This window comes from Vreelandella halophytica (assembly GCF_968193635.1).
Map to the genome: position 1 here is coordinate 2,504,619 of NZ_OZ309107.1, position 24,877 is coordinate 2,529,495.

26 protein-coding genes and 3 tRNA genes are annotated in these 24,877 nt (G+C 59.0%); 6 read left to right on the forward strand and 23 right to left on the reverse strand.

Annotated elements, in window-relative coordinates:
* Window positions 1-119: 119 nt before the first annotated feature.
* Window positions 120-833, forward strand: a complete 714-nt coding sequence (locus ACWHXT_RS11540; protein WP_447955945.1) for a 16S rRNA (uracil(1498)-N(3))-methyltransferase — start codon at window positions 120-122, stop codon at window positions 831-833.
* A 110-nt stretch (window positions 834-943) separates the two neighbouring features.
* On the opposite strand, the gene rloA3 is transcribed toward ACWHXT_RS11540, so the two are convergent.
* From rloA3 to hemH, 11 genes are all read right to left on the reverse strand, one after another.
* Entirely contained in the window at window positions 944-1,501 is a 558-nt protein-coding gene (gene rloA3 / locus ACWHXT_RS11545) for a retropepsin-like aspartic peptidase RloA3 (protein WP_447955946.1), read from the reverse strand.
* A 48-nt stretch (window positions 1,502-1,549) separates the two neighbouring features.
* Window positions 1,550-2,806, reverse strand: a complete 1,257-nt coding sequence (locus ACWHXT_RS11550) for a lytic murein transglycosylase (RefSeq protein WP_447955947.1) — start codon at window positions 2,804-2,806, stop codon at window positions 1,550-1,552.
* A 97-nt stretch (window positions 2,807-2,903) separates the two neighbouring features.
* Window positions 2,904-4,454 carry a DASH family cryptochrome gene (locus tag ACWHXT_RS11555; protein ID WP_447955948.1) on the reverse strand — a complete coding sequence of 517 codons (1,551 nt, stop codon included), beginning with the start codon at window positions 4,452-4,454 and terminating at the stop codon, window positions 2,904-2,906.
* Between the two features lie 374 nt (window positions 4,455-4,828).
* On the reverse strand, window positions 4,829-5,230 hold the full coding sequence (gene mnhG / locus ACWHXT_RS11560; protein WP_447926462.1) for a monovalent cation/H(+) antiporter subunit G: 402 nt from the start codon (window positions 5,228-5,230) through the stop codon (window positions 4,829-4,831).
* Window positions 5,223-5,492, reverse strand: coding sequence for a monovalent cation/H+ antiporter complex subunit F (locus ACWHXT_RS11565; RefSeq protein ID WP_447529305.1), 270 nt, complete (start codon window positions 5,490-5,492; stop codon window positions 5,223-5,225). The genes mnhG and ACWHXT_RS11565 overlap by 8 nt, the downstream gene beginning before the upstream one ends.
* Entirely contained in the window at window positions 5,492-5,965 is a 474-nt protein-coding gene (locus ACWHXT_RS11570) for a Na+/H+ antiporter subunit E (RefSeq protein WP_447529306.1), read from the reverse strand. Before ACWHXT_RS11570 ends, ACWHXT_RS11565 begins: the two co-directional genes overlap by 1 nt.
* Window positions 5,962-7,503, reverse strand: a complete 1,542-nt coding sequence (locus tag ACWHXT_RS11575) for a Na+/H+ antiporter subunit D (protein WP_447926463.1) — start codon at window positions 7,501-7,503, stop codon at window positions 5,962-5,964. The genes ACWHXT_RS11570 and ACWHXT_RS11575 overlap by 4 nt, the downstream gene beginning before the upstream one ends.
* Window positions 7,500-7,847 (reverse strand): Na+/H+ antiporter subunit C, encoded by a 348-nt coding sequence (locus ACWHXT_RS11580; protein WP_447926464.1) that lies wholly within the window; start codon window positions 7,845-7,847, stop codon window positions 7,500-7,502. The genes ACWHXT_RS11575 and ACWHXT_RS11580 overlap by 4 nt, the downstream gene beginning before the upstream one ends.
* An 18-nt stretch (window positions 7,848-7,865) precedes the next feature.
* Window positions 7,866-8,297 carry a Na+/H+ antiporter subunit B gene (locus ACWHXT_RS11585; RefSeq protein ID WP_447529309.1) on the reverse strand — a complete coding sequence of 144 codons (432 nt, stop codon included), beginning with the start codon at window positions 8,295-8,297 and terminating at the stop codon, window positions 7,866-7,868.
* A complete protein-coding gene (locus ACWHXT_RS11590) occupies window positions 8,290-10,638 on the reverse strand; it encodes a putative monovalent cation/H+ antiporter subunit A (protein WP_447955949.1) in 2,349 nt (782 codons plus the stop codon). Before ACWHXT_RS11590 ends, ACWHXT_RS11585 begins: the two co-directional genes overlap by 8 nt.
* 205 nt (window positions 10,639-10,843) lie before the next feature.
* The gene (gene hemH, locus ACWHXT_RS11595; protein WP_447955950.1) at window positions 10,844-11,926 is read right to left on the reverse strand and encodes a ferrochelatase; all 1,083 of its coding nucleotides are present in this window, start codon (window positions 11,924-11,926) and stop codon (window positions 10,844-10,846) included.
* Between the two features lie 202 nt (window positions 11,927-12,128).
* On the opposite strand from hemH, the gene ACWHXT_RS11600 reads away from it, so the two are divergent.
* A complete protein-coding gene (locus tag ACWHXT_RS11600; RefSeq protein WP_447955951.1) occupies window positions 12,129-12,533 on the forward strand; it encodes a thiol-disulfide oxidoreductase DCC family protein in 405 nt (134 codons plus the stop codon).
* Window positions 12,534-12,557: 24 nt separating this feature from the next.
* Here the strand turns inward: ACWHXT_RS11600 and ACWHXT_RS11605 are convergent, their stop codons facing one another.
* The 9 genes from ACWHXT_RS11605 to rnr form a co-directional block, all read right to left on the reverse strand.
* The gene (locus ACWHXT_RS11605; protein ID WP_447529313.1) at window positions 12,558-12,860 is read right to left on the reverse strand and encodes a DUF6482 family protein; all 303 of its coding nucleotides are present in this window, start codon (window positions 12,858-12,860) and stop codon (window positions 12,558-12,560) included.
* A gap of 200 nt (window positions 12,861-13,060) precedes the next feature.
* Entirely contained in the window at window positions 13,061-13,357 is a 297-nt protein-coding gene (locus ACWHXT_RS11610; protein ID WP_447529314.1) for a hypothetical protein, read from the reverse strand.
* A 146-nt stretch (window positions 13,358-13,503) separates the two neighbouring features.
* Window positions 13,504-14,889 carry a replicative DNA helicase gene (gene dnaB, locus ACWHXT_RS11615; protein ID WP_447529315.1) on the reverse strand — a complete coding sequence of 462 codons (1,386 nt, stop codon included), beginning with the start codon at window positions 14,887-14,889 and terminating at the stop codon, window positions 13,504-13,506.
* A 248-nt stretch (window positions 14,890-15,137) separates the two neighbouring features.
* Complete coding sequence (gene rplI / locus ACWHXT_RS11620) at window positions 15,138-15,584, reverse strand: 50S ribosomal protein L9 (protein ID WP_447893804.1); 447 nt, start codon at window positions 15,582-15,584, stop codon at window positions 15,138-15,140.
* A gap of 15 nt (window positions 15,585-15,599) precedes the next feature.
* Entirely contained in the window at window positions 15,600-16,451 is an 852-nt protein-coding gene (locus ACWHXT_RS11625; RefSeq protein ID WP_447955952.1) for a hypothetical protein, read from the reverse strand.
* A 12-nt stretch (window positions 16,452-16,463) separates the two neighbouring features.
* On the reverse strand, window positions 16,464-16,691 hold the full coding sequence (rpsR, locus tag ACWHXT_RS11630) for a 30S ribosomal protein S18 (protein ID WP_009097135.1): 228 nt from the start codon (window positions 16,689-16,691) through the stop codon (window positions 16,464-16,466).
* A 34-nt stretch (window positions 16,692-16,725) separates the two neighbouring features.
* Entirely contained in the window at window positions 16,726-17,130 is a 405-nt protein-coding gene (rpsF, locus tag ACWHXT_RS11635; protein ID WP_447529318.1) for a 30S ribosomal protein S6, read from the reverse strand.
* 211 nt (window positions 17,131-17,341) lie between these two features.
* Window positions 17,342-18,136: a 23S rRNA (guanosine(2251)-2'-O)-methyltransferase RlmB gene (gene rlmB / locus ACWHXT_RS11640; RefSeq protein ID WP_447955953.1), complete on the reverse strand. Its 795-nt coding sequence runs from the start codon at window positions 18,134-18,136 to the stop codon at window positions 17,342-17,344.
* 2 nt (window positions 18,137-18,138) lie between these two features.
* Window positions 18,139-20,604, reverse strand: coding sequence for a ribonuclease R (gene rnr / locus ACWHXT_RS11645; RefSeq protein WP_447955954.1), 2,466 nt, complete (start codon window positions 20,602-20,604; stop codon window positions 18,139-18,141).
* Between the two features lie 256 nt (window positions 20,605-20,860).
* Here rnr and ACWHXT_RS11650 point away from each other — a divergent pair.
* From ACWHXT_RS11650 to ACWHXT_RS11660, 3 genes are all read left to right on the forward strand, one after another.
* A tRNA-Leu gene (locus tag ACWHXT_RS11650) sits at window positions 20,861-20,947 on the forward strand.
* Window positions 20,948-21,007: 60 nt separating this feature from the next.
* A tRNA-Leu gene (locus tag ACWHXT_RS11655) sits at window positions 21,008-21,094 on the forward strand.
* A 25-nt stretch (window positions 21,095-21,119) separates the two neighbouring features.
* Window positions 21,120-21,206, forward strand: a tRNA-Leu gene (locus ACWHXT_RS11660).
* A 247-nt stretch (window positions 21,207-21,453) separates the two neighbouring features.
* Here ACWHXT_RS11660 and ACWHXT_RS11665 read toward each other — a convergent pair.
* Window positions 21,454-22,317: a DNA/RNA non-specific endonuclease gene (locus tag ACWHXT_RS11665; RefSeq protein WP_447955955.1), complete on the reverse strand. Its 864-nt coding sequence runs from the start codon at window positions 22,315-22,317 to the stop codon at window positions 21,454-21,456.
* Between the two features lie 80 nt (window positions 22,318-22,397).
* The gene (locus ACWHXT_RS11670) at window positions 22,398-22,673 is read right to left on the reverse strand and encodes an Lrp/AsnC family transcriptional regulator (protein WP_252107234.1); all 276 of its coding nucleotides are present in this window, start codon (window positions 22,671-22,673) and stop codon (window positions 22,398-22,400) included.
* A gap of 265 nt (window positions 22,674-22,938) precedes the next feature.
* Here ACWHXT_RS11670 and ACWHXT_RS11675 point away from each other — a divergent pair, with 265 nt between their 5' ends.
* The gene (locus ACWHXT_RS11675) at window positions 22,939-23,253 is read left to right on the forward strand and encodes a high-potential iron-sulfur protein (protein WP_447955956.1); all 315 of its coding nucleotides are present in this window, start codon (window positions 22,939-22,941) and stop codon (window positions 23,251-23,253) included.
* A 34-nt stretch (window positions 23,254-23,287) separates the two neighbouring features.
* Here ACWHXT_RS11675 and ACWHXT_RS11680 read toward each other — a convergent pair whose 3' ends face one another.
* Window positions 23,288-24,874, reverse strand: coding sequence for a SpoVR family protein (locus tag ACWHXT_RS11680; RefSeq protein WP_447926474.1), 1,587 nt, complete (start codon window positions 24,872-24,874; stop codon window positions 23,288-23,290).
* Window positions 24,875-24,877 lie beyond the last annotated feature (3 nt).

Consider the following 24,877-nt stretch of genomic DNA (forward strand, 5'->3'; position numbering starts at 1 on the left):
ACGCGGTAAAGGCTTTTGCCGCCGTTGCTGGTATTGTGCCTGCAACGCGCACGCATGCAAGCCAAGTGAGGCGACAACCTGCACTCGGCGCTTTATCCAGCCCTATTTCGATGAGCCCCATGAACCTGATACTGCTTGCCCCCGACGAGCTTGGCGCCGACTGGCGCGCTACCCTGACCGACACCCGCCGCCTGGAACACCTGACGCGCGTTCACCGCGCCCAAGTGAACGACGAGTTCACTGTCGGCGTGCTCGGCGGTTGCGTGGGCAAGGCGGTACTTTTGGAATTAAGCGAGAAGCGCGCGGTGTTCAAGGTGACGACGCTTTCGCAAACGCCGCCCCCGCCGCTTCCCGTTCACCTGGTATTGGCGCTACCACGCCCGCGTATGCTGGCGCGCACCCTGGAGCACGTGACGGCGCTGGGGGTCAAACACCTCACCCTGTTGCACACCAAACGCGTGGAAAAAAGCTACTGGCAGTCGCCGGAACTCACACCGGACAAAATACATCAGCACCTCATTCTAGGCCTGGAGCAAACCCAGGATACGATCCTGCCGAAAATCTCGCTGGCTAAAGGGTTTAGACCTTTTCTAGAAGACCGGTTGCCGACGCTTTTAGCCGAGCACCACGGTCTTTTGGCCCATCCGGGCATGCGCGATGCCTGCCCACGCGATGTTACCGACCCAACGCTTTTGCTGGTCGGCCCGGAAGGCGGGTTCATACCCTGGGAGGTCGAAAAACTGCTGGGGGCAGGCTGCGAGGGAATCCATTTGGGACCTCGCATCCTGCGGGTGGAAACCGCCGTGACGGCGCTACTTTCGAAGCTTTTTTAGCGCAACGCCTATGTTTAGCGCAACGCCTATGCGCCTCAGTACAGGTCAAGCGAGGCGCCTGGCCTGTACTTCTCAGTATCTACTGCATAACGCTAACGCTGCAGATGCCTTTACTCCTCGTCTTCGCTGGGGTCGTGGGCCACGTACTCGGCGTCATCACCGCAATTCGGGCTCTGCAGGAAGGTGTTATCGACATCGAGAAGCCCCAGATGGCCAATGCTGCGCCGGCCCAACAGCATGGGATAGTTCATTTCATCACGGTCACGAAGGCTAAACTGCTCTTCATAGATCGTATCCCCCATGCAGATATCCAGCAGCACGACCGGACGGTCATCCTTACCGCCAGCGCCGCGCACGGTCAGCTCGCGATACAGCGGGCGCTCGATCTCATCGCTAAAGGTGTCGCCGCTTTGCTGGTCCTCTAGCTGCAAACGAAAGCGCACCCAGTCCTCATCGTCTTTTTCAAAAAGCTCGATATCCCGGGCATCAAGCGAAGACGTCAAAGCGCCGCTATCGAGCTTCGCCTTCACCGTAATATCCCAGGAGTCGATCAGCGCATTTTCGACCCAGCCGTATACTTTACGCTCATCGGCCAAGGCACTGGTACTGGTACTGGCCAGTACCGCGCCCGTGATGGCGAAAACGCTCACTTTTTTAAAAAAAGCCATGCTCATTGCCTGTCATCCTTGAGTAAAAATTACCGTACTGCGCCGCCGTTAGCGAAGGCGCTCCAGCAGCGACTGCGTGGCGAAACCATCCGGCGTCAAGCCTTGGTCGCGCTGAAAGGTGCGCAGACCACTTTGCGTGTTGGGCCCCATGATGCCGTCCGGCGTTCCGACCGAGTAGCCAGCCGCGTTGAGCCGCTGCTGGAGGGCTCTGACATCGTCCCGCGTCAAAGGTGCCTCATCCCGCGGCCAGGACTGACTAATACCCGCGCGCCCGGCAATGGCGTCGCTCAGCGTTCCCACCGCGAGGGCGTAGCTGGTAGCGTTGTTGTAACGCAGGATCGAACGGAAGTTGGGCCCGACTAAAAACGCGGGGCCCTGAGCACCTGCCGGCACGATGATCGCCCCGCTGTCGAAGTCCGGCAGTTCGCCGTTGACCGCACGCACGCCCTGGCTTGCCCATTCGCTCGTCGAGCGACGCTCGGTTTGCGCGTAGTCGAAGTCATCGGGCAGGATCACCTCGCGCCCCCAGGGCTTACCGGGTTGCCAGTTGGCCTTGGCAAGGTAGTTGGCGGTGGAGGCCATGACGTCGGGGATGCTGCCCCAGATATCGCGGCGGCCATTGTTGTCACCATCGACGGCGTAGGCTTCAAAGCTCGAAGGAATAAACTGGGTATGGCCCATGGCCCCGGCCCAGGAACCTTTCATCTGCTCGGCGGAAATATCGCCTTGATCGATAATACGCAGCGCGGCAAGAAGCTCGTTGCGGGCGAACTCGCGACGGCGGCCGTCGAAGGCCAGGGTGGCGAGTGCTTCGAGGGTGGAGAAATCGCCAAAGTTGCTGCCGTAATTGCTCTCTATGCCCCAGATGGCCACGATGATCTCGGCGGGCACGCCAAAACGGCTCTGCATCTGATCGGCGGTTTGGCGATGCGCCTGGAGCTTTTCCCGCCCATTGCTTATCCGCGCATCGGAGACGGCGGAGTCCAGATAGGCCCAAATGGGCCGAACGAACTCCGGCTGGTAACGGTCGAGTTCGATGACCCGCTCGCGGTAGCGCAAACCGTCGAAAGCCTCTGACAGGGTCGCCTCGCTAATGCCTTGGGTGCGCGCGTAGCGGCGAAAATCCTCGCGCCACTGGTTAAAGTTGGCTGCGCTTAGCTGCTGGGCCCCGCGCGCATCCACTTCGCTCATTAGCTGCAGGTTCGCTTGAACGGGTGCCGCGGCCAGCAAACCACCCAAGGCCAGGCTTAGCGCGCCTACGTGCAGACCTCGATAGCCTGCTAATATATTAAATTTCAACGACATAGTATCGATCTCCGGGCAATCCTTGGCAGAGATCGATAATGGCCTGGATTGGCAGCACTTACCAGCTAATGAAGTCAACGAAAGCCGCTGGTATCCCCTACTCTTCGGCTTCTTCGGGCTCTTCTACGGGCTGGCGGGTCTGGGTAGCCTGTTTTTCCAATGAGCGGGTCAGCCTGGTTTCGGTATCAGAAACTTCTTCGCGACCCTCATCGGATTTCAACGACTCTTTGGGCTCAAAAGCACCCGGCACGGGTTCGTCAAGCAACCACCGGCTCCACTCACGGGGTGACACACAGGGTGGCTCGAACGTCTGCGGCGCGCAGCGCCAAGGCTGATGGCGTTTCGCGCTGAGTTCGAAGGATGCAAGCTCAGGCAGCCAATGCGCGACGTAAAGCCCTTTGGGGTCATAGTGCCTGGCTTGTTTGAGCACGTTGAAGTAGCGGTCCTTGCGCCCATCCCGGCCGGTACCGGCAAGATGGCTCCAGTTGCCCCAGTTATTGGCCGCATCGTAATCGACCAAACAGTGCTCGAACCACCAGGCGCCAAGGCGCCAGTCAACGCCGAGATCCTTGATCAGAAAACTGGCCACGTTTTGGCGCGCACGGCTGGAAATCCATCCGGTTTTACTGAGTTCGAGCATGGCGGCATCGATGAACGGCACGCCGGTACCAGCTTCACGCCAAAGGTCGAATTTGTCGCAGGGTTCGGGCAGCGTCTCACCGCCAAAAAGCCGGGCCTTTTCCACCTGAGCGTTGCGATGGAAGTAGTCGCGCCAAAGAAGTTCGAAAACGATCCACTGACTCGATTCGGTCGCGCCGTTCACCTCCTCCCAGGCCTTGATCTCCTTATAAACCTGACGCGCCGAAAGACAGCCGCGAGCAAGCCAGGGGGCGAACCGGGTCGAGAAGTTGGCGCCCAAAAGACCGTTACGCGTCTTTTTATAGGACTCGGCGCCGCTTTGCTGCCAAAGATACTGGTTGAGACGGCTACGGGCCGCCGTTTCACCGCCTACGAAATTGAATCCCTGGCGATCATCTGGCTGCCAAAAAGCGCTCTGTTCGCTTACAGCGTGAAGCGGTGGAAAGCCGCGAGAAGCATTTTCGGGCCAGCCTGGCAGCGTAAAGGGGGCGTCGAGCGCTTCCGCGACCTCCCAGTTTTTTTCCAGGCGCTGGCGGAATGCCGAGAAACTGGCAGGCATATCCTCCAGTGCGAAGGGAAGCGCCTGCTGGTCGAAAAGATAGCCACTTTCCATGCATTCAAGCACGCTGGGTGAAGGCAACGACTCGGCCACGCGGCTGATGTGCTCAGCCTCTTCGTAACCCGAGTGTGTCGCTACCCTTACACTGCGCGCCTGATAGTCACTGGCAAGTTTGACTACCGTCGAGGCGGGGTCGCCGATACGTACTAGAAGGTCGCTTCCGCGCTGTAAGAGTTCGCCGCGAAGCTCCATCAGGCTTTGCCATATGAAACGCAGCCGAGCAGCCCCCAAGCGCGGCGTTTGCTCACCGGCAAGGCAGGGTTCGAGCAAGCGCTCATCCAGCACGTAGAGGCAGATAAGCTGATCCGGCCGCGCGTCGAATCTTAATAGCGGGTTATCCGCCACGCGCAGATTGTCGTGTAGCCAAACAATATCGGTCGTTAAATTCATGTCAGGTGCCTCCTAAGCGTGCTCTGCTGGCTGGGTGTGCATGGGCGGCGTGATCCGCTTTAGCGCGCCAAACAGCTTGGCGTCCATTACGACTTTCATGTATGGATGCGGGCATAGAACGCGGTCATCGTGGGCTTAATAACCAGATCCGGGGCATATCTATGGAGTGTCTCGACCCTGTCAAACGTAATAGCTGAACAGGTTATCTTGTACAATACTATTATTGTACATGGACAGTGTCCATGTTTTTTCGCTTTGGGTCAATTGAATACAAAAAAACCGCTCCATAAGAAGCGGTTTCATTCATTAACACAAGTTAATTTAAAAATTATAATTTCATCTTTTTACGTTGGCATCAAACCGGCACTGGCGGGTCAGGGGTCGCTGGCGCGAGGTGGCCGCTTGGCATTTTCCTGGGTTTCCAGCCCGCTTTTGAGCTCGTGGGTCAACGGATCGTAATTGGGTTTGAGCTCGTCCTTGACGGTGCCACTCCAGAGTTTGGAGCCCACGAAATAGCCCGCACGGCCGATCACGTGGGCAGCCACTGGTGCGGTCATGAGAATGAACAGGATAATCGCAAAGGATCGCGCCACCACCCCCACCTCGGCAAAGTGCATGGCCGCCGCCAGCATGATCAGTATCACGCCCAGCGCGGCGGCCTTGGTGGTGGCGTGCATACGGGTCAAAAGATCCGGCAGGCGCAAAAGCCCGATCGCGGCCAGTAGGATAAACAGCGAGCCCCCCAGCAGCAGCGTTGCTTTTATGACATCAATCATCCCGCGGCCCTCCTCTTTCCAAAAAGCGGGCGAAGCCGATCGCGGCAAGAAAGCCCATCAGCGCGATCACGATGGCGGCGTCCAGAAAACTGGCCACTTCGGACTGAACGGCATAAACCCCCACCAGCCCCACCACCGTGGTCGAGAATAGTTCCAGCGCTACGACGCGATCCGGCAGGCTCGGCCCGCGTACCACGCGTACGAAGGTAAGCACCAGCGCCAGCCCCATGATGACCTGGCTAATTAAAATGACGGTACTCATTAGCGAAATAGCTCCAGTGCGCGGTGCTCCATCTCTTTGAGGTTGCGCCGCAGCTCGTCCTCGTCGTCGAGGAACATGGCGTGAATATACAGCACCCGCCGGTCGTCGGAGACGTCCAGGCTCAGGGTTCCCGGGGTCAGCGAGATCAGGTTCGCCACCATGGTGATTTCCATCTCCGTGCGCGCCGACAGCGGCATGGCGATCACACCGGGCTTCATGTGCCAGGGCGGCGTCAAAATATCGAACCCGACCCGCAGGTTCGCCTGGATGAGTTCCTTGATGAAAAACCCGAGAAAACGAATGATGCGCGGGATGCGCGCGGGATAGCCCTTGAGCGCATCGACCTGATGCTCGATCAGCACCAGCGCAATATAACCAAAGATCATCCCCACCAGCAGATTGAGGCCGGTGAAGTCGCCGCTCAACAGCACCCAGGCAAGGCCAAGCAACAAATTCCAAATCGCACCGGTCATGGCAATTCCTCCCCAAGCGCGCCGCCCAGTACGGCGTCCACATAGCCTGCCGGGTTGAAGAGCTGCTCGCCGATAATCGTCATGACCTGCATGATCGGTTCGGCGAAGAGACCGATGGCAAGCGACATGAACGCCAACACGATCACGGGCAGATACATGATCCAAAGACTTGGCTTAAGAAGTCGCCCATCATCGCCCACGGGTGTTTGCGCCGCGGGCACCTCGTTATCCTCGGGAAGCGCTTTCCAGAAGACCTCGTTCCAGATTTTCACCATGGAGTAGAGCGTCATCAGCCCCACCGCCAGCGCAATCCCGGTGGCCACATACGCCTCGGCCTCGAGGCCTGCGCGAATGAGCACGAACTTGGCAAAAAAGCCGGAAAGCGGCGGTATGCCCGCCAGCGAAAAGGCCGAGACGAAAAACGCCACCGCAAGCCCAGGCGACTGGCGGTAAAGCCCGCCCATCTTCTTGAGCTGGTAGGTACCCTGCAGCCGGTGGGTGATACCGCTGATCAAAAACAGATTCGTCTTCACCACGATGTTGTGCATGATCGCGAACACCCCGCCGGCGATGGCCAGCGGCGTAAATATCGCCAGCCCGAGAATCATGTAGCCGATCTGGCTGACGATATGAAAGGATAAGATGCGGCGGAATTCGTACTGCGCAGCGGCGCCCAGCACCCCGGTCACCATGGTCAGCACCGCCCCCCACAGCATGATGTCCTGCAAGTAGCCCATGGTTTGATCGAATATCAAGGTAAAAACGCGAAACAGCGAGTACACCCCCACCTTGGTCAAAAGACCGGCAAACAGCGCCGACACCGCCACGGGCGGGGTGTGATACGAAGCAGGCAGCCAGAAGAACAGCGGAAAGGCGGCGGCCTTGATGCCAAAGGCGACCATGAACATTACTGCCAGCACCTCGACCATGCCTGAATGCTCGAGCTGCTCGATGCGCACGGCGATATCGGCCATGTTGAGCGTGCCCACGGTGCCGTACAAAAGCCCGATAGCGGTCAAAAAGATCACCGAGGCCAAAAGATTGAGGGTCACGTACTTGATCGCCCCCTCCATCTGCGCGCGCTCCCCGCCCAGAATCAGCAGTGCGAAGGACGCCACCAGCATGACCTCGAACCAGACATAGAGGTTGAAGATATCGCCGGTCAAAAACGCGCCGGCCACCCCCGCCAGCAGCAGGTGCATCAACGGGTAGTAGCCGAATTTTTCGTGGCCGCGCCCGGTCGAGGCCAGCGAATAGACTCCCATGGCCAGGCCGATGATACCGGTCATCAGAATCATCACCGCGCTGAGCATATCGGCGATGAGCGTAATACCGAACGGCGCCGGCCAACTGCCCATCTGCATGGTCACGTAGCCGTCATTCAAGACAGACACGAACAGCCAAAGGCTTACGACCAGTAAGGCAACGTTACCCGCCACGGCAAGAAAGCGCTGCATCGGGCGCGAGCGCCAAAAAAGCAGCGACAGCGCCCCGGACAACAGCGGAAGTAAAACGGGCAGTGCAACTTCAGGCCTCACGTGTCGGTATCCTTCATCTTATCCAGGTCGTCTGCCTTGACGATTTCGTAGGCGCGCCGGATCAACACCACGGCAAAGGCCAGCACGCCAAACGCGATCACGATGGCGGTTAGCACCACCGCCTGGGGCAGCGGGTCGGCCACTTCACCAAGCGGCTGAGACATGCCTTCGGGAATAAGCGGCGGCGCGCCGCGGGTCATCCCCGCCGTCGTAAAGATCAAAAGGTTGGCGGCGTTGGACAAAAGCAGCAGCCCAATCACCAGTTTGACGATGGATCGACGTAGCATCATGAATACGGCGGTGGCGTATAAAAGCCCGATCGCCAGGGCCATTATCGGCTCCATAAACGGCCTCCCTGCTCGTTAAGGTTCATCTTTATCCACCTCCATCAATGCCATGACCATGCCCACCACCGAGCCCAGCACCGCCAGGTACACACCGACATCGAAAATGAGCGGGGTCGACGCCTTGAACTCGATGATCGGGATGGTCCACCACTGGGCGGTCAAAAAGGGCTGATCGAGAAACCAGGCGGGCACGACGGAAATCATGCCCAGCAACAGCCCGATGCCGATCAAATCCCGCGGGTCCAGCATACGCAGCACCTCTTTGGTGGCGCTTACGCCAAAGGCAAACAAATACAGCGTAAAGCCCCCCGCCGCCACCAGCCCGGCAATGAAGCCACCGCCGGGCTCGTCGTGGCCGCGCAGCAGTAGAAACACAGAGAACATCAGCTGCAGCGGCATCAAAAAGCGCGCTGCCGTGTTGAGGATGATCGTCCCTGATTTAACCATCGATAGGCTCCTTGGCCGCCGCTTTATCGTCACTGGCCCTGGTCTCTTCGGGCGCGGTGTGGCGAAGCTTGAGCATGGCGATCACGCCGATCGCGGCCAGCGCCAGCACGAACATCTCACCCAGCGTATCCAGCGCCCGGTAATCCACCAAAATCACGTTGACGATATTGCGCCCATGCGCCAGTGGCGCGCTGTTCTCCACCATGTAGGTCGAGATCGACTCGAACTGGTCGATACTCCACGCCGTCATGACCAGCAAAAAAATCAACACGCCCATGGCCGTGGCGATCGCGCCGTCGCGCACGCGCTCAAGGCTGGTCGATAGATTGGAAAAGCGCGGTAGCCTGAACAGTACCAGCACCAGCAAAATGACCGTCAGCGTCTCGACGAGCAGCTGCGTAATGCCCAGGTCCGGCGCGCTAAAGAGGATGAAGATCAACGCGATGGAGAAGCCCATGATGCCCACCGAGACCACCGCACCCAGCCGGGAGCGCGAAATGGTCGCGAAGATGGCGCCCATCGCCATGGTGCCCACCACGATGAGCTCGTGAAAGCGTACATCCAGCTCGAAACTCAAAAGCGGCGTATGGCGCACCAGCAGCGAATAGCCCACCAGCGCGATCAACACCACCAGCATGACCAGAATGTAATTGCGCATATAGCCGTTTTGCAGAATGCGGGTCTGCCACTCGGAAAAGCGCACGATCGCGTTCATCGCGCCTTCGTAACCCGCCTCTGGTCCGCGGCGCTGGATCGGCGCCAGCACGCTGAGCCGGCCGCGCACGCTGTCCCAGCGTTTGAAGAGCAAAAAGCCCAGCGCCAGGCTCACGACCGACAGGATCAGCGCGGCGTTGACGCCATACCAAAGCGAAAGCGATACCTCGAGGGTTCTTCCCACGATGGCGCTGGCCGCCGCGGTCAAAAGTGCGTCGATGCCGAAAAACGCGGGGGCCAACCCGAAAAACAGCGAGCCAAAGGCGAGCAGCGCCGGGCCGATGAGCATGCTCGGCGGCGCCTCGTGGGGCTCGATGGGCGTCGGCCGATACTTGCCGAAGAACGGGCGCAGCGCGACGATGGCGGCTACGGCGATGGTCATGATCGCCGAGGCGAAAGCAAGTCCCAAAAGCACCGCTTGAAAGCCTTCGGCGCCGAGCACCGCTTCGAGCATCAGCTCCTTGCCGATGAAACCAAACAGCGGCGGCACGCCGGAAAGCGAAAGCGCGGTGACGAACGCAATCGTGGCAGTCACCGGCATCACCGTTCGCAACCCGCCCATTTCGGTCACGTCCTTGGTGCCGGTTTCATGGTCCAGAATCCCCGCCACCATGAACAGCGCCCCTTTGTACAGGGAGTGGGCCAGCATGAAGGTGACAAAGGCGGTCATGGCGTAGTCGGTACCAATACCCAACAGCATGGTCAGCGTGCCCAGCGCCATGATGGTGGAGTACGCCAACAGCTTTTTGATATTGGTATGGTGGATCGCCAAAAAGGCGCCGGTAAACATGGTGAACGCGCCTACCAGCGACAGCGTCCACACCCAAAGCTCGGTGCCACCCAGCTCCGGTTGCAGGCGCGCCATCAGGTAGATACCCGCTTTGACCATGGTGGCGGAATGCAGATAGGCCGACACCGGCGAAGGAGCCGCCATAGCGTTGGGTAGCCAGAAGTGAAACGGAAACTGCGCGGACTTGGTGAACGCGCCCAACAAAAGGCAGACCACCATTGGTACATACAGCGCGTGCTCGCGAAGGTCTTCGCTTCCAGCCAGTATCTCGGAGAACGACCAGGACCCACTGGCAATACCCAAAAGCACCAACCCGGCCATTAGCGCAAGCCCGCCCGCCACCGTTACGAACAGGCCTTGCCGTGCGGAGTTACGTGCCTGTAGATCGGTATGGTTAAAGCCGATCAACAGGTACGACGTAATGCTGGTCAGCTCCCAAAACACGAACAACGTCAACAGCCCATCGGCCATGACAAGGCCCAGCATCGACATCATGAACGCCAGCATCGCCACGTGAAAACGCCCGATGTCCGGGCTGCCCTTAAGATAGCCGCCGGCATAAACCAGCACGCAGGTACCGATGATCGTAATCAAAAGACCGAACAGCAGCGATAGGCCATCGATCATGAAGGTCAGGCTGATGCCCAGTGAAGGCACCCATTGCCACTCTAAAAGCAGCGGGCCTTCTGTGACGATGCTGCCCGCCTGACTTAAAAGCCACACCGCGATGGCACCAGGAAACAGGGCCAGCAAGAAACTTGTCTGCTGCCCGAACCAGCGGTTCATCAAGGGGGCTGAAGCGGCCAGTAAAAAACCTAGCAAAATGGCGAGCTGCATCTAACGTGTTCTCCCTGAGTGATGCCCAGGACGATGGGCACACATGTCGCGGCGACTCCATTACCGCAGCGTTGAATAACTGTGATACTAAAGGCGTAAACCTTATAACAGCAAGCCGCGGGTTGCCATCGAGCGCCTGCAAGCACGCGCTCGAAAATCTACTTAGCCTGCTAGGTTAATGCTTGAATTTCCTTATATTATTCTCTTAACGCGGCGTTGAAAGCCACCCTCCCAGCTCGGTGTTGATCACCTCGACCAGCGCATCGATATGATCGTCGCGATCATTCAAGCAGGGAATATAACTAAAGGTCTCGCCACCCGCGTGGATAAAGCCCTCGCGTATCTCCTCTTCGACCTCCTCGAGGGTTTCAACGCAGTCCGCCGAAAACGCCGGCGAGATAACCGCTATATGCTTGTGCCCCTGGCGGGCAAGTTCGGCCACGTGCTCGACGGTTTGCGGTCCGACCCACTTTTCCGGGCCAAACTGCGACTGAAACGCCGTGTCGATCTCTTCTTTATCGAAGCCAAGGGTTTCGCGCAGTAGCCGCGTGGTTTTCTGGCAGTGGCAGTGGTAGGGGTCACCTTCCAGCAAGTAACGCTCGGGTACGCCGTGGTAGCTTGCCACCAGCTTGCTGGGCCGGGTCGCGAAGCCGCTATACGCCTCTTCTACCGAGTTGGCCAGCGCCCTGAGATAACTCGGGTGGTCAAAGTAGGCGGGTACGGTACGCAGCGCCGGCTGCCACTTCATGTTCATCAGGCTACGAAACGCCTGGTCGTTGGCCGTGGCCGTGGTGGGCGAGCCGTACTGCGGATAAAGCGGAAAGAAAACGATCCGCTCGCACCCCTTCGCTTGCATGGCGTTGAGCACGCTAGGCGTCGACGGATTGCCGTAGCGCATGCAAAAATCCACCTCGACGTCATCGCCGTAAAGCGCCTTCAAACGCCGAGCGATTTTGTCGGTCTGAGCGCGGGTAATGGTCAAAAGCGGGCTTTCGTCGTTTTCCGTGTTCCAGATGCTTTTGTACGCCTTGCCCGAGGCAAAGGGCCGCTTGGTCAAGATGATGGTTTGTAATAACGGCTGCCACTTCCAGTCGGCATAGTCCACGACGCGCTTGTCGGAAAGAAACTCGTTCAGGTAACGCCGCATGGACCAGTAGTCGGTGTTATCCGGCGTCCCCAGGTTGGCCAGCACCACGCCGACCTTTTTACGCGCGACCGGTGGATGCGACGCCGGTGCATGCATTAGGCGCCCTTCCCCTGGCTGATCTGTCTGAACGGTCTCATTCATGGCCATCGCTCCTGAAGATTTTTAGTGGCGAAAGCTTACCACTTTTCAGCAAATTCGCGGTATGAAGTTATACTATTAACATTATTTGTATAACTACGGATTCAATTATGTCCAGGCCGAACTCTTTTGCGTAAGCTTCCACTAAAATAGGCCGTGCTACGGTCAGCCCCCTTCACTCAAGGCTATAAAGGCCGGTAACACCATGAAAAATTCTTTCGACGCCGCCAAAAACGCCGCCGCGCCGGTCACGCTTTTTTACGATGGCCGCTGCCCGTTTTGTCAAAAAGAGGTCGCCTGGCTCTCCAAACATCATCATCGCAATAGGGTGGAGCTTGTCGATATTCGCGCGGAAGGTTTCGAACCCATGCCTTCGGGGCCGGATTTCGATGCGCTCATGGGGAAATTGCATGTACTCGACAACAACGGGGCGTGGTATATCGGAATGGATGCGAGCCGGGCCCTCTATTCAGTGTTGGGCTACCGGCGATGGGTCTGGCTTTCCTGCTTACCGGGCCTGCGCGGGGTGATGAATGCAGGCTACCGTTTATTTGCCCGCCACCGTGTACGGCTGGGGCAGTGGTACGAAAAACTCGTTGCGGGTGGGTGAAAAATTAAAGTAGTGCCAAGGGTATTAGAAAACCAGCGGCATCCGCGAGGTGAGTGGCTCACTATAGTGCGCAGCGCGGCCGATCATTTCATCGTGGGGCACGTGCTGAACCAAGTAGGCGCGGTGAATACCGGCACGCTTCAACTCCAGATAGACATCGTCGAGGGAGCGGAAAAGCATCGGCTTGTTCTGCCGGGTCAGCATGTGGCGGCTGCCCTCGACATCTTCGAGCTCTACCTGATAAAAGCGGCTACCCGAATGGGTAATGACGCGAATTTCGAAGTTATCGGACTCTTCGACGAAGCCCTTGAGTGCGTTTAAATCCATGGATCCTTCCTTTTGTTAGGGGTCATGGGGCACAGCGTGACGCCTCCCCATGACATTATTGTTACCGTACATTGTAACGTTAGCGCAAATTCTCGAATTGCGCTTTTGTCACTGCACCAGGGCGCTAAGACGCCCACCTAACAAAAGAGTTCCTGACCGAATGGTTAAACGCGACCCACGGCCCTTTTACAAGTACTGCGCTACTGGTACTGCGAAGGATCGATCGCTTTACCCAGGGAGTTGCGGTCGATCCAGTTGCCGCCTTTGGTTTCCTTGTAGCGGAACACGACCTTATCGCCTACGACCACGGGCAGTTCGCCATCTTCGGTTTGATAGCTAAAGGATTCGCCGTTCACCACCAGGTAGTAGCGGTAAAGATCAGGCATGCCCAGCCACTCCTTGAAAGGACCTTCGCGTTCGAGGGACTCGAGCTCCCCGCGCCCTTCCAGCTTGGGAAGACGTTTGCGGTTACCCCGCTTAAAACCACCACCCGCCATGCTGCTACTCCTGTGTTGCTGAGATCTGTTTTTCAATATCTGAATTTAACGACCGCTTTCATATCGGCGGTCATCAAACCTTCGCTAAAACGTTTCGGCTTGAAACCAGGGGGCGGCATTATACGGCCTGGCCTCCGGGGCTCAAGTCATTCGCCAAACGCTTGCCCGTAGCTGTCCGGCGCCAGGTCCTCGAACCGGGTGTACTTGCCGATAAAGGCCATGTGTACCGTACCAATCGGCCCGTTACGCTGCTTGCCGATGATGAGCTCGGCAATGCCCTGGTTGTCCGGGTTGTCCGGGTTGTACACCTCATCGCGGTAAACGAAGGCGATGACGTCCGCATCCTGCTCGATGGCCCCGGATTCGCGCAAATCCGACATGACCGGGCGCTTGTTGGGGCGCTGCTCCAACGAGCGGTTGAGCTGGGAGAGCGCGACCACCGGGCAGCCGAACTCTTTTGCCAACCCCTTGAGCGAGCGGGAAATTTCCGAGATCTCGCCGGTCCGGTTTTCGGAAAACCCGGGAATCTGCATGAGCTGCAGATAGTCGATCATGATCAAGGACATATTGCCGTGCTCCCGTACGATCCGGCGCAGGCGCGAGCGCATCTCGTTGGGTGAAAGCGCGGCAGTGTCGTCGATGAAAAGCTGCTTGTCCTTCAATAGATTGACCGCCGAGGTCAGCCGCGGCCAATCCTCGTCCTCGAGCTGGCCCGAGCGCACCCGGGTCTGGTCGATACGGCCAAGCGACGAGAGCATACGTAGCATCAGCGACTCCGCGGGCATCTCCATGGAGAACACCATCACCGGCTTGTCGCTGGAGATCACCGCGTGCTCCACCAAATTCATGGCGAAGGTGGTCTTACCCATGGAGGGGCGCCCGGCGATGATCACCAAATCCGAAGGCTGCCAGCCCGAGGTCATTTCGTCCAGGTCGCGAAACCCCGACGAAAGCCCGGTCATTTCACCCTTCATGTTGAAAAGCTCGTCGATACGGTCGACGGCCTTGGTCAACAGCTCGCTCATGCCAATGGGGCCACCGGTTTTCGGCCGCTCCTCGGCAATCTGGAACACCAGCCGTTCGGCTTCGTTCAAAAGCTCGTCCGCCGGGCGGCCCTGGGGCGAGAAGGCGCCATCGGCAATTTGGTTGGCCGCGCGAATCAGCTTTCTGAGCGTGGCGCGCTCGCGCACGATATCGGCGTAGGCGCGAATATTGCTCGCCGACGGCGTGTTGCGGGCAAGCTCGGCCAGAAAGCCCAGCCCGCCGACGGTGTCGAGCTGGTCACGGGCTTCCAGCGCCTCGGAAAGCGTTACCACGTCAAGCGGCTGGCCGGCTTCGGCCAGGTGGATCATGACGTTGAACACCAGGCGATGCTCATAGCGGTAAAAGTCATCCGCCGCCAAGCGTTCCGAGACGTTGTCCCAGGCCTGGTTGTCGAGCATCAGTCCGCCCAGCACCGACTGCTCGGCTTCGAGCGAGTGCGGAGGCAACTTGAGCGCGGCGGTTTCCTGGTCCGTGGAGGACTCCTCCATCGCGGGCTCCTTTCAATAGCGCGATATGCGTGGCCTGGCGGCCACTATCTTACTCAATCGAACCGTTCAACGTCTGGCGTGCGTTAAACGGCCTTCGAGGCGGCTTTGCAAGACGCCGCACGTCTTGCAAAGTCGGCTCAGCTTCCACCCTCGGCCATTTCAAAGAGTTTGAACGGTTTTAAGGGGCTTAAACAACAAAGGGCGCGGGAGAACCCGCGCCCTTTTCGGCGTCGATGGATGCGCGAGCGTTACTCGGCAACCACCACAACGCGAACCGATGCGTCGACTTCGGCATGCAGATGCAGGGCAATGTCGTATTCGCCGGTTTGACGAATCGGGCCCAGCGGCATGCGAACTTCGCTCTTGGCAACGTCGATGCCAGCAGAGGAGATCGCATCGGCCAGATCGCGCGGACCGATCGAGCCGAACAGTTTGCCTTCATCACCCGCTTTGGAGACCAGCGACAGTTCGATGTCGTTGAGCTGCTCCGCGCGTGCTTCGGCTTCTGCTTTACGCTCAGCGGCTTGAGCTTCGAGCTCGGCACGCTGCGCGTCAAACGCTTCTACGTTTTCCTTGGTAGCCGGTACGGCCAGGCCGTAAGGTACCAGGTAGTTACGGCCGTAACCGGGCTTTACAGTGACCTTGTCACCCAGGCCGCCCAGCTTACCAATCTTGTCGAGCAGAATGACTTCCATCTCGTAAACCTCTAGTCAATTGCTGCGGGTAAGGCGTGCGCGAACGTTCGCGAAAGTATCGATCAGCCCCAACAGCAGCACAATGAGAATCGTGGGCAAGGTTGTGATCAGCAGTATATAAAATACCGCCAGCCACAGCCCGTTCATCCCCTTTAATCCAATAAACCAATGCACTAGCGCAATACCGGCCACTAACAGCGGCACCCAACCAACGATCAGGATCGCCTCGCCGCCCAGCAAAAGCCCCACCACGCCAAGAATCGCCAACAGCGCGAACTCCTTGGGGGACAGGCGCAGCGCGTGAAACTCTTCACGAAAGCCGCCAGGATTATAAAGCCCGGCCTGCGCGCTACGCCCCAGGGCCAAACAGGCCACCGACACCAACAAAACGATCAACCCTGTCACACCGCCGACCACCATGGCGGCCAGCGCCCGGGTATCGTACCCCTGGCGGGCGAACTCGTTGAGCATGTTGTCGATATCAGCCGAGCTCTCTCTTAGCTGCTCGAGCATCAACTCTGACCCGCCCGGCGGGCTGAAGACCCCTAACTGCACCATAAAGGCTGCAGCCAGCGTGCCTACGATCAGGGCTTCGCTCCACCGCATCCGCTCGCGCAGAATGACGGCCATCAGCGTGGTCAGCAGCACGCTCGCCAGCGGGATGACGTCGCCCTGTACCCACCAGAAACCGGCGGGAATGGCGGCAGCCAAAATTACCGGCAGCGCCGGTGCAAACCCGCGGCGCAGAGTCACCAAAGCGGCAACAGCGGCCCCGATCCAAAAGAGCCAGGGCACCAGGGATGCAAGCGCCGCTACGCCAACGGCGTAGGGCGTTTTCTGCATCAGCCAACGTGCCAGTACCAGCATTACGTCAAGCGCTTATTGGTGGCTATCGGAATAGGGCAGTAGTGCCAGGTAGCGCGAACGCTTGATAGCGGTCGCCAGCTGGCGCTGGTAGCGTGCTTTTGTGCCGGTGATACGGCTCGGAACGATCTTGCCGGTTTCGGTGATGTAAGCCTTCAACGTGTCCAGATCTTTGTAGTCGATCTGCTTGACGCCTTCAGCGGTGAAGCGGCAAAACTTACGGCGACGGAAAAAACGTGCCATGGATGAGCTCCTTTAAAACGTGCGGTGGAGAAACTTAGGCAGTTTCTTCGGTTTCTGTTTCAGAGTCGGCGTCAGCGTCGTCGTTACGCGGCTTATCTTCACGACGCGGGCGCTTCTCTTCTGCCGGTTTCATCATCGGCGATGCTTCGGTGACCGCTTCTTTGCAGCGAACAACGAGGCTACGGATGATGGCATCGTTGAAACGGAAGATGTTTTCGATCTCTTCCAGCGTTTCGCCGGTGCACTCAACGTTCATCAGCACGTAGTGAGCTTTGTGGATCTTGTTGATCGGGTAAGCCAGGTGACGACGGCCCCAATCTTCAAGGCGATGCACGGTGCCCGAGCTTTCGGTCACGATGCTGGTGTAGCGCTCGACCATAGCCGGCACTTGCTCGCTCTGATCCGGGTGGACCATAAACACGATTTCGTAATGACGCATGGAATCTCCTTGCGGTTTGACAGCTTCCGATGCGCGCCCGCCATAGCGGCCGTGACAGGGAAGCAAGGAGTTAACTGAAATGCCTGTCTGAAACGCCGCTTAAAACGGCGTCTCGATTCAAGGCATCAAGCAGAACTGTCGTTTTGAGAGGCATACGCCTCATAGCGCCCGCGGCAAATAAACGGGCGAGCGCATTTTAGGGGGGTTAGGGTCAACTTGCAAGCTGGCGCTGGCGAACCGCCTCGAATAGAAAGATACCCGCGGCCACCGACACATTGAGACTGGAGACCTGACCGGCCATGGGGAGCTTGGCCAAATGGTCACAGCTTTCCCGGGTCAACCGGCGCATGCCCTTGCCCTCGGCCCCCATGACCAGCGCGGTGGGCCCCTTGAAATCGATGTCGTAAACCGCCGCATCGGCCTCACCGGCGGTACCGGTCACCCAAACGCCAAACTCCTTGAGCTTGGCAAGCGTACGCGCCAGGTTGGTGACCTGGTAGACCGGCACGACCTCTGCCGCGCCACAAGCTACCTTACGCACCGTGGCGTTGAGCGGGGCGGCATTATCCTTGGCGACGATCACACCGTGGGCGCCGGCCGCATCGGCACTGCGCAAGCAGGCACCGAAGTTATGCACATCGGTCACGCCATCGAGCACCAGTAGAAGCGGCGGCGAAGGGGCCTGCCAGGCGCGCAGCTTTAGCCATAGCGACTCTTCGCCCTCTGCGGTGAGCGGCGGGCAAAACGCGACCACGCCCTGGTGGGCAGCGCCACTGGTCACCTGGTCGAGTATTTCCCTGGGCTGCTCCTTGAGCCGCGCGCCCCCTGCTCGGGCACGCTCGACAAGCACGTCAAGGCGCCTACCCGCGCCCTGCTGCACCCAAAGCTCGCGCGGGGCTTCGCCCCGCTCCAGCAAGCTTTCAAGCGCGTGGACGCCGTACACCTGCTCAAGGCCTTCAGGCACCTGAACGGCGCTGCGCGCGCCACGCCGGGATGCTGACTTCATGCTTATTCCTTATCCAACGATGGTTTCTTGGGCGCCCTGCGCGAGCGCTTGGGTCCGCTTCGCGTCGTGGGCTCCTCGGCCTTTGTTTCGGGCTTGCCCGCGGCGCTACGCTTGGCCGGCTGACGGCGCGGCTTATCCGGCTTATCGGATTTCGCAGGCTTATCCGACGCTGCCGACGCCTCGGCGCCTTTACCCGGGCGCTTGCGCGGCTGACGGCGCGGGCGCGGCTTCTCATCGGTCAGGCCAAAGTCGATCTTGCGATCATCCATGTCTACCCGAGCGACCTGCACGGACAGGCCATCGCCCAGCCGGTAGGTCGTGCCGGTGCGCTCGCCTTTCAGGCGATGCTTTTCGGCCTCGTAATGGTAGTAGTCCGAAGGCAGCGAAGTGACGTGGACCAGCCCTTCGACGTAGAAGGTATCCAGACGCACGAACAGCCCGAACTGGGTGACCGAGGCAATGGTACCGTCGAAGGTTTCGCCGAGCTTGTCGGACATGAACTCGCATTTGAGCCAGCTCTCCACATCGCGGGTGGCTTCGTCGGCCCGACGTTCGGTCATCGAGCAGTGTTCGCCAAGCTCGAGCATCTGCTCGAACGTATAGGGGCACCACTTGCTGGGCGGCTCGACCGGTGCGCCTTCGACGCGCACTACGGTATTGGTCTGGCGCGGCCCACGAATCACCGAACGAATCGCGCGATGCACCAGCAGATCCGGATAGCGGCGGATCGGCGAGGTAAAGTGAGCGTAGGCCTGATACGCGAGGCCGAAATGCCCCTCGTTTTGCGGCGAGTAAACCGCCTGGTTCATCGAGCGCAGCATCACAGTCTGGATAATATCGGCATCCGGGCGGTCACTGATCGCCTCTCTGAGCGCTTGATAATCCTGGGGCGTGGGCTCGTCACCGCCGCCCACCGAGAGACCCAGCTCGCTCAGGAACAGGCGCAGCTTTTCCAGCCGCTCCGGCGTGGGGCGTTCGTGAATCCGGTAAAGCGCCGGCAGGTCGTGCTTGTCCAGAAAGCGCGCGGTGGCCACGTTGGCCGCCAACATGCACTCCTCGATCATCTTGTGCGCGTCGTTACGGCTACGCGGGACGATTTCCTCAATCTTGCGCTCTTCATTGAAGATGATCGCCGTTTCGGTCGTCTCGAAATCGATCGCGCCGCGGGCTTCGCGGGCCTCCTTGAGCAGACCATAAAGCTCGCGAAGATCCTCGACGGGCTTAATGAGGTTTTTATGCTCTTCGCGCAGCGCCTTGCCCTGCTCGCTTTCCGGCTCCAGCATCGCCGCAACCTTGTTATAGGTCATACGCGCGTGGGAGTTCATGACCGCTTCATAAAATGAGTAGCGACTGATCGCCCCGGTCTTGGAGATGTTCATCTCGCAGACCATGACCAGGCGGTCGACATGCGGGTTCAGCGAACAGAGGCCATTGGAGAGAAGCTCCGGCAACATGGGCACGACCTGGCCCGGGAAGTACACCGAGTTACCGCGCGTGCGCGCTTCGTCGTCGAGTGCGGTGCCGGGACGAACGTAATGCGAAACGTCGGCGATCGCCACGATCAGCTTCCAGCTACCGGACTTGGTCTTCCACGCATAAACCGCGTCGTCGAAATCCTTGGCCGACTCGTCGTCGATGGTGATCAACGGCTTGTCGCGTAGATCGACCCGGTGCTGCTTGTCCTCTTCCAGCACCTCGGCGGAAATCGTGCTGGTTTGATCGATCACCTCCGGCGGGAACTCTGCCGGAATCTCGTAGCTGCGAATGGCAATGTCGATTTCCATGCCCGGGTCCATGCGCTCGCCCAGTACTTCGACCACCTCGCCCACCGGCTGTACGCGGGTGGCGGGCTGCTGGGTGATTTTGGCCGAGACCACCTGGCCGTCTTTCGCGCCGCCGCTTGCGGTATGCGGAATCAGCACTTCCTGAGTGATCCGCGGGTTCTCCGGAATCAGGATGCCGAATTCCGGCGTATTGCTGCGATATACTCCGACCAGCGTCTGGGTATTGCGCGCGATGACGTCGGCAATGGTCGCCTCGTCGCGCCCGCGGCGATCACGGCCGCTGACCCGTACCAGCACGTGGTCGCCATGGAAGATGCGGCGCATTTGCCGCGCGGGCAGCAGCAGGTCCGGCTTTTTGCCGTCGTCGCGCACCAAAAAGCCAAAGCCGTCGCGGTGGCCCTGCACTTTACCTTTGATCAGGTCGAGCTTGTCGATCAGTGCGTAGGCCCCACGGCGGTCGCGCAGCACCTGGCCGTCGCGCTCCATGGCCGCCAGGCGGCGACGCACCGCTTCGAGATGATCCTCATCCTCGATGCCGAGCATGCGGCTCATGTTTTCGTGAGTGATCGGCTTGCCATAGCTTTCGAGCGCGGCGAGCAGATACTCCCGGCTGGGTGCCGGATTATCGTATTTATGTGCCTCACGCTCGGCGTGTGGGTCATCACTTAACGTCCAGTACTTCATGTGATCGTCGTCCTTGATGGCGTTTGCGGGAGGCGAAAAAGAAAGGCCGCGCAAGAGCACGCCCTATAGAGACGGTCAGGCGTTTTTACAAGATAAAACGCGCTGAAAAATTTCATGGTTTGTTTGGTCATCGGTGCAGTATAGCGCTGCCGCTTCAATCACCCAACCGTCAGCGTACCCAATCGCGCTTTTTTTACTTAAAAACCGTATGCAACACTTGCATTTAAACCATGGCTCGGTATCATACGCGCCACTTGCCCAGATGGCGGAATTGGTAGACGCGCTAGCTTCAGGTGCTAGTGTCCGTATGGACGTGGAGGTTCAAGTCCTCTTCTGGGCACCATCAAACATCGAGTCAACCCCTTTCACGATGGCAGATGGTGTAAAACAAGGGTTTGTATTCGCCCGGGTGGCGGAATTGGTAGACGCGCTAGCTTCAGGTGCTAGTGACTGTATGGTCGTGGAGGTTCAAGTCCTCTCCCGGGCACCAATCGAATACAAGCAATAAATGATGCGCCCAGGTGGCGGAATTGGTAGACGCGCTAGCTTCAGGTGCTAGTGTCCGTATGGACGTGGAGGTTCAAGTCCTCTCCTGGGCACCATTTAATGGTCCCGTCCGCATCATTTAACGGTACTTACTTTCCCCTCCCTTGCTCTACCCCTTTCAGGTTTATCGTCATTACTCTACCTTCTTTTCGATGCTGTACCTAAAGCATCACCGTGGCTTTTTACGCACATCCAGTCGCTCCCTGACCTGTCCAATAACGCTCGTCCAAAACCCTCCATGCCGGGAAGCACCGCTTTAAAAAGCGAAGGTGGCTCAAACCAATGCCCCTCCAGCAACGCGTCTTAATGAAACCGCCCTGGTCGTTTCGACACCTCTTCAAGTGCCCACCCTTGAGTGCGTAGCTCGCCTTCCAGTACTGCTTCGAGCTGTGGCGAGAGGTTGGGGAAGAAGTTGAGGCCGGTGCGTGCTTCGATCTCGTCGATGGTGACCAGGTAGTCCGCCAGTGGTTCGTTGCCGCGCACGTCTTGCGGCATGATGAAGGCCAGCGCCAACGGCGCCTTGGCATGCGGGGCCACGATGATTTTATAGAATGCCTCGGGCACTTCGACGAGCCCGACCCGGTTCAAGACGTTGTCGGTGAAGCGCTCGGGAAAAACCGGCCCGGTAATGACCTGCAGGTAGTCGAAGCGCGGTGCGAAGTGATCCATCACCGACTCCTCCAAACGCTGCCACAGTTGGCGGTTCAGCTTTGGGCGCTGAGGGCTCATGTTGCTCATCTGGAAGGTGTCGAGCTGGGCGTTTCGTCCGTGAACGGCGGCGATGGCGTAGTTGGGCGCCATGTGGCCACGGTCATAGCCGCTGCCCGAATAGCTGTCGGTACCGACCGGCCAGAGCGTACGCCAGTCGGCGCGAAAGTTGGGCCGCGAGCCAATGCGGGTATCGTCCGGCACGGCCCTCAGCTGGTAGCTTACCCATAGCGGATTGATGCGTACATCCGACCAGCCCACGATGAAACCGTCGTTGCGCAGCACGCGGTGAAAAGTGGTCAGGCTCAGGTCATCCCAGGTGGGTGCGCCCATCCAGACCGCCTCACCGACTTGCTGGCGCTCCTGGAACTCCCAAAGCCCGCCCCCGACCACCACGAATAGCAGCGCCACTCCAAAGCGCCGCCCCCGGCGGCCCCAGCGCGAAAGCGTTTTTCCCACCGTGTTTCTCCCTACCTTGCCCTGTTTTCTTTTTCTAATTCGCCGCTACTACTTCGCCGCTACTACTCAAGGCAAGAAGACTACCAGCCCAGCGAGAACATGGTTTCCAGATCGTGGCGCGAGTGCACCTGCATGGCGTTCAGGGTTTCCGTATCGCTAATGCCTTCTACCGCGTTCAGGCGCTCGGTCACAAGCTCCGCCAAGCTCTCGAAGTCACGGGTGCGAGCAATCGCCACCAGGTCGTAGCGCCCGCAGGTAGAGTATACCTCGCTGATGCCCTCGACCTCCGCCAGCCGCTCGGCGACGCCTTTTACCTGGCCTTTTTCGGTATTAATCAAAATGACAGCGTTTTGCATGGCGCCCTCGTAGGTCAACGTATTTGAATCCAGCGTGTCTAAACGTTTGCCGAGTATACCAGCCCCCACCGTCCCGCCAAACGGCGCAATTAATGTGGCCTATTGCCACGCGCAGTGAAACCCATTAGTCGCGGTGAAACGCATGGGTTAAGGTAGGCACAAGATAAACACTTTATAATACGGCGAAAATCAGAGCGCCTCTTAGCGCCTCGTCCGTGACGCTTTCAGACCGTGAACCGTTAGACCGAGCAATCAAGGAGACACCATGGCCGATCAGAGCCGGCGTAAGTTTATGCGTGACAGCGTACTGGGCCTTGCCGCCCTGCCGCTGGGTGTTGGCATCATGTCTAAAACCGCTTTCGCGCAGTCGCTGCCGCGTTTGGACCCGAGCGCCCCCGCGGCCCAGGCACTCAACTATGTCGAAGAAGCCGACAACGCCAGTGACCACCCGTCCTTTAGCGAAGGCGAACTGTGCTCCAACTGCATGTTTTTCACCGAAGGCAACGAAGGCTGTCAGCTCTTTCCGGAAAATAGCGTCGCCCCGAATGGTTGGTGCCAGTCCTGGACGTCAAAAGGTTGATCTCTTCCTGCCCCGCCTGCCGGTGGGGTAGTCACTAAGGCTGCGCGCCCTCCTCTGCGCTCGTCTCCTCGACCGGCCAACGGTAACGATGGGTCACGCGCCCTTCGTCCATGGACACCAGATGGACCGGAAAGCCCCAGAGCTTTTGCAGGTGGCGCATCACCGGATAGACGCTGCGCTCCAGCGGCCGGCGACTCTCCTGTACGTGATGCAGCGTAAGCGACCGGTCGCCGCGAATCGCCGCCTCGAATACCTGTATGTTGGGCTCGCGTAGCGAAAGCGCATACTGAGCGGCAAGCGCGTCCCGTACACGGCGATACCCCTGCTCGTTGTGGATCGCCCCGATAGCGAGTGTATCGCTTTGATCGTCGTCCACCATGACAAAAAGCTTGAGGTCACGAATTACCCTGGGCGATAAAAACTGCTGGATGAACGACTCGTCCTTGAAGTTGCGCATGGCGAACTCGAGCGTCTCCCGCCAAGGGGTGCCGGCGATATCGGGAAACCACGCTTTGTCCTCGTCAGTGGGCTCGTCGCACAGGCGCTTGATATCGCGAAAAATCGCAAACCCGAGCGCGTAGGGGTTGATGGCGTTGTAGTAGGGGCTGTCGAAGTCCGGCTGGTTGATGACCGCCGCGTGGGACTGCAAAAACTCGAGCATCAGCCCTTCATCCACATGGCCATCGTCATAGAGCCGGTTCATCAGCGTATAGTGCCAAAAACAGGCCCAGCCTTCGTTCATTACCTGGGTTTGGCGTTGGGGATAAAAGTACTGGGCCAGCTTGCGCACGATACGCACGACCTCGCGCTGCCAGGGCGCCAGTAGCGGCGCGTTCTTCTCGATGAAGTAGAGCAGGTTCTCCTGGGGCTCCGCCGGGTAGCGCCCGCCTTCGTGAAGGCCCAGCGGGTCGTCCTCGCCATGAAGTTGACCCGGCAGCGGCTCGGTTTTCTCAAAAGGCTTAGGAATAGTACGCCAGAGCATGTTGACCTGAGTTTGCAGGTAGGCTTCGCGCTCCTGCTGGCGCGTCGCTTCCTGGGCGGCGGAAATTTTCGATGGCCGCTTGTAGCGGTCCACCCCGTAATTTTGTAGCGCGTGGCAGGCGTCGAGCAGTTGCTCGACGGCGTGGGTGCCGTGGCGCTCTTCGCACTGGGTGATATAGCGGCGCGCGAATACCAGGTAATCGACGATCGAGTCCGCCTCGGTCCAGGTACGGAACAGGTAGTTGCCCTTGAAAAACGAGTTGTGGCCGTAGCAGGCGTGGGCCATGACCAGCACCTGCATCATCAGCGTATTCTCCTCCATCAGGTACGCGATACAGGGGTCGGCGTTGATGACGAGCTCATAGGCAAGCCCCATTTGGCCGCGCTTGTAAGCCTGCTGCACGGCCAGAAACTGCTTGCCGAAGGACCAGTGATGATAGCCCACCGGCATGCCCACACTCGCGTAGGCGTCCATCATCTGCTCGGTGGTGATCACCTCGATCTGATTGGGGTAGGTGTCGAGCCGGTACTCGTCGGCAAGCCCGGCCAGCGCCTGGTCGAAACGCTCGAGGATGTCGAAATTCCAGTCCGAGCCCGTCGCTATGGGACCGGATGCGGAGGCATTGGGGGAGACTCGCATCGC

Coding starts and splice junctions, on each gene's coding strand:
- ACWHXT_RS11590 (WP_447955949.1), bottom strand. CDS start 10,638: ATGCAGCTCGCCATTTTGCTAGGTTTTTTACTGGCCGCTTCAGCCCCC.
- ACWHXT_RS11585 (WP_447529309.1), bottom strand. CDS start 8,297: ATGGTTAAATCAGGGACGATCATCCTCAACACGGCAGCGCGCTTTTTG.
- ACWHXT_RS11600 (WP_447955951.1), top strand. CDS start 12,129: ATGAAAAATTCTTTCGACGCCGCCAAAAACGCCGCCGCGCCGGTCACG.
- ACWHXT_RS11610 (WP_447529314.1), bottom strand. CDS start 13,357: ATGGCGGGTGGTGGTTTTAAGCGGGGTAACCGCAAACGTCTTCCCAAG.
- rloA3 (WP_447955946.1), bottom strand. CDS start 1,501: ATGGCTTTTTTTAAAAAAGTGAGCGTTTTCGCCATCACGGGCGCGGTA.
- rpsF (WP_447529318.1), bottom strand. CDS start 17,130: ATGCGTCATTACGAAATCGTGTTTATGGTCCACCCGGATCAGAGCGAG.
- rplI (WP_447893804.1), bottom strand. CDS start 15,584: ATGGAAGTCATTCTGCTCGACAAGATTGGTAAGCTGGGCGGCCTGGGT.
- mnhG (WP_447926462.1), bottom strand. CDS start 5,230: ATGATTGATGTCATAAAAGCAACGCTGCTGCTGGGGGGCTCGCTGTTT.
- ACWHXT_RS11670 (WP_252107234.1), bottom strand. CDS start 22,673: ATGCAAAACGCTGTCATTTTGATTAATACCGAAAAAGGCCAGGTAAAA.
- ACWHXT_RS11550 (WP_447955947.1), bottom strand. CDS start 2,806: ATGTCGTTGAAATTTAATATATTAGCAGGCTATCGAGGTCTGCACGTA.
- rnr (WP_447955954.1), bottom strand. CDS start 20,604: ATGAAGTACTGGACGTTAAGTGATGACCCACACGCCGAGCGTGAGGCA.
- ACWHXT_RS11625 (WP_447955952.1), bottom strand. CDS start 16,451: ATGCTGGTACTGGCACGTTGGCTGATGCAGAAAACGCCCTACGCCGTT.
- ACWHXT_RS11540 (WP_447955945.1), top strand. CDS start 120: ATGAACCTGATACTGCTTGCCCCCGACGAGCTTGGCGCCGACTGGCGC.
- ACWHXT_RS11565 (WP_447529305.1), bottom strand. CDS start 5,492: ATGAGTACCGTCATTTTAATTAGCCAGGTCATCATGGGGCTGGCGCTG.
- ACWHXT_RS11675 (WP_447955956.1), top strand. CDS start 22,939: ATGGCCGATCAGAGCCGGCGTAAGTTTATGCGTGACAGCGTACTGGGC.
- ACWHXT_RS11680 (WP_447926474.1), bottom strand. CDS start 24,874: ATGCGAGTCTCCCCCAATGCCTCCGCATCCGGTCCCATAGCGACGGGC.
- rpsR (WP_009097135.1), bottom strand. CDS start 16,691: ATGGCACGTTTTTTCCGTCGCCGTAAGTTTTGCCGCTTCACCGCTGAA.
- ACWHXT_RS11555 (WP_447955948.1), bottom strand. CDS start 4,454: ATGAATTTAACGACCGATATTGTTTGGCTACACGACAATCTGCGCGTG.
- hemH (WP_447955950.1), bottom strand. CDS start 11,926: ATGAATGAGACCGTTCAGACAGATCAGCCAGGGGAAGGGCGCCTAATG.
- dnaB (WP_447529315.1), bottom strand. CDS start 14,889: ATGGAGGAGTCCTCCACGGACCAGGAAACCGCCGCGCTCAAGTTGCCT.
- ACWHXT_RS11570 (WP_447529306.1), bottom strand. CDS start 5,965: ATGACCGGTGCGATTTGGAATTTGTTGCTTGGCCTTGCCTGGGTGCTG.
- ACWHXT_RS11605 (WP_447529313.1), bottom strand. CDS start 12,860: ATGGATTTAAACGCACTCAAGGGCTTCGTCGAAGAGTCCGATAACTTC.
- rlmB (WP_447955953.1), bottom strand. CDS start 18,136: ATGAAGTCAGCATCCCGGCGTGGCGCGCGCAGCGCCGTTCAGGTGCCT.
- ACWHXT_RS11580 (WP_447926464.1), bottom strand. CDS start 7,847: ATGGAGCCGATAATGGCCCTGGCGATCGGGCTTTTATACGCCACCGCC.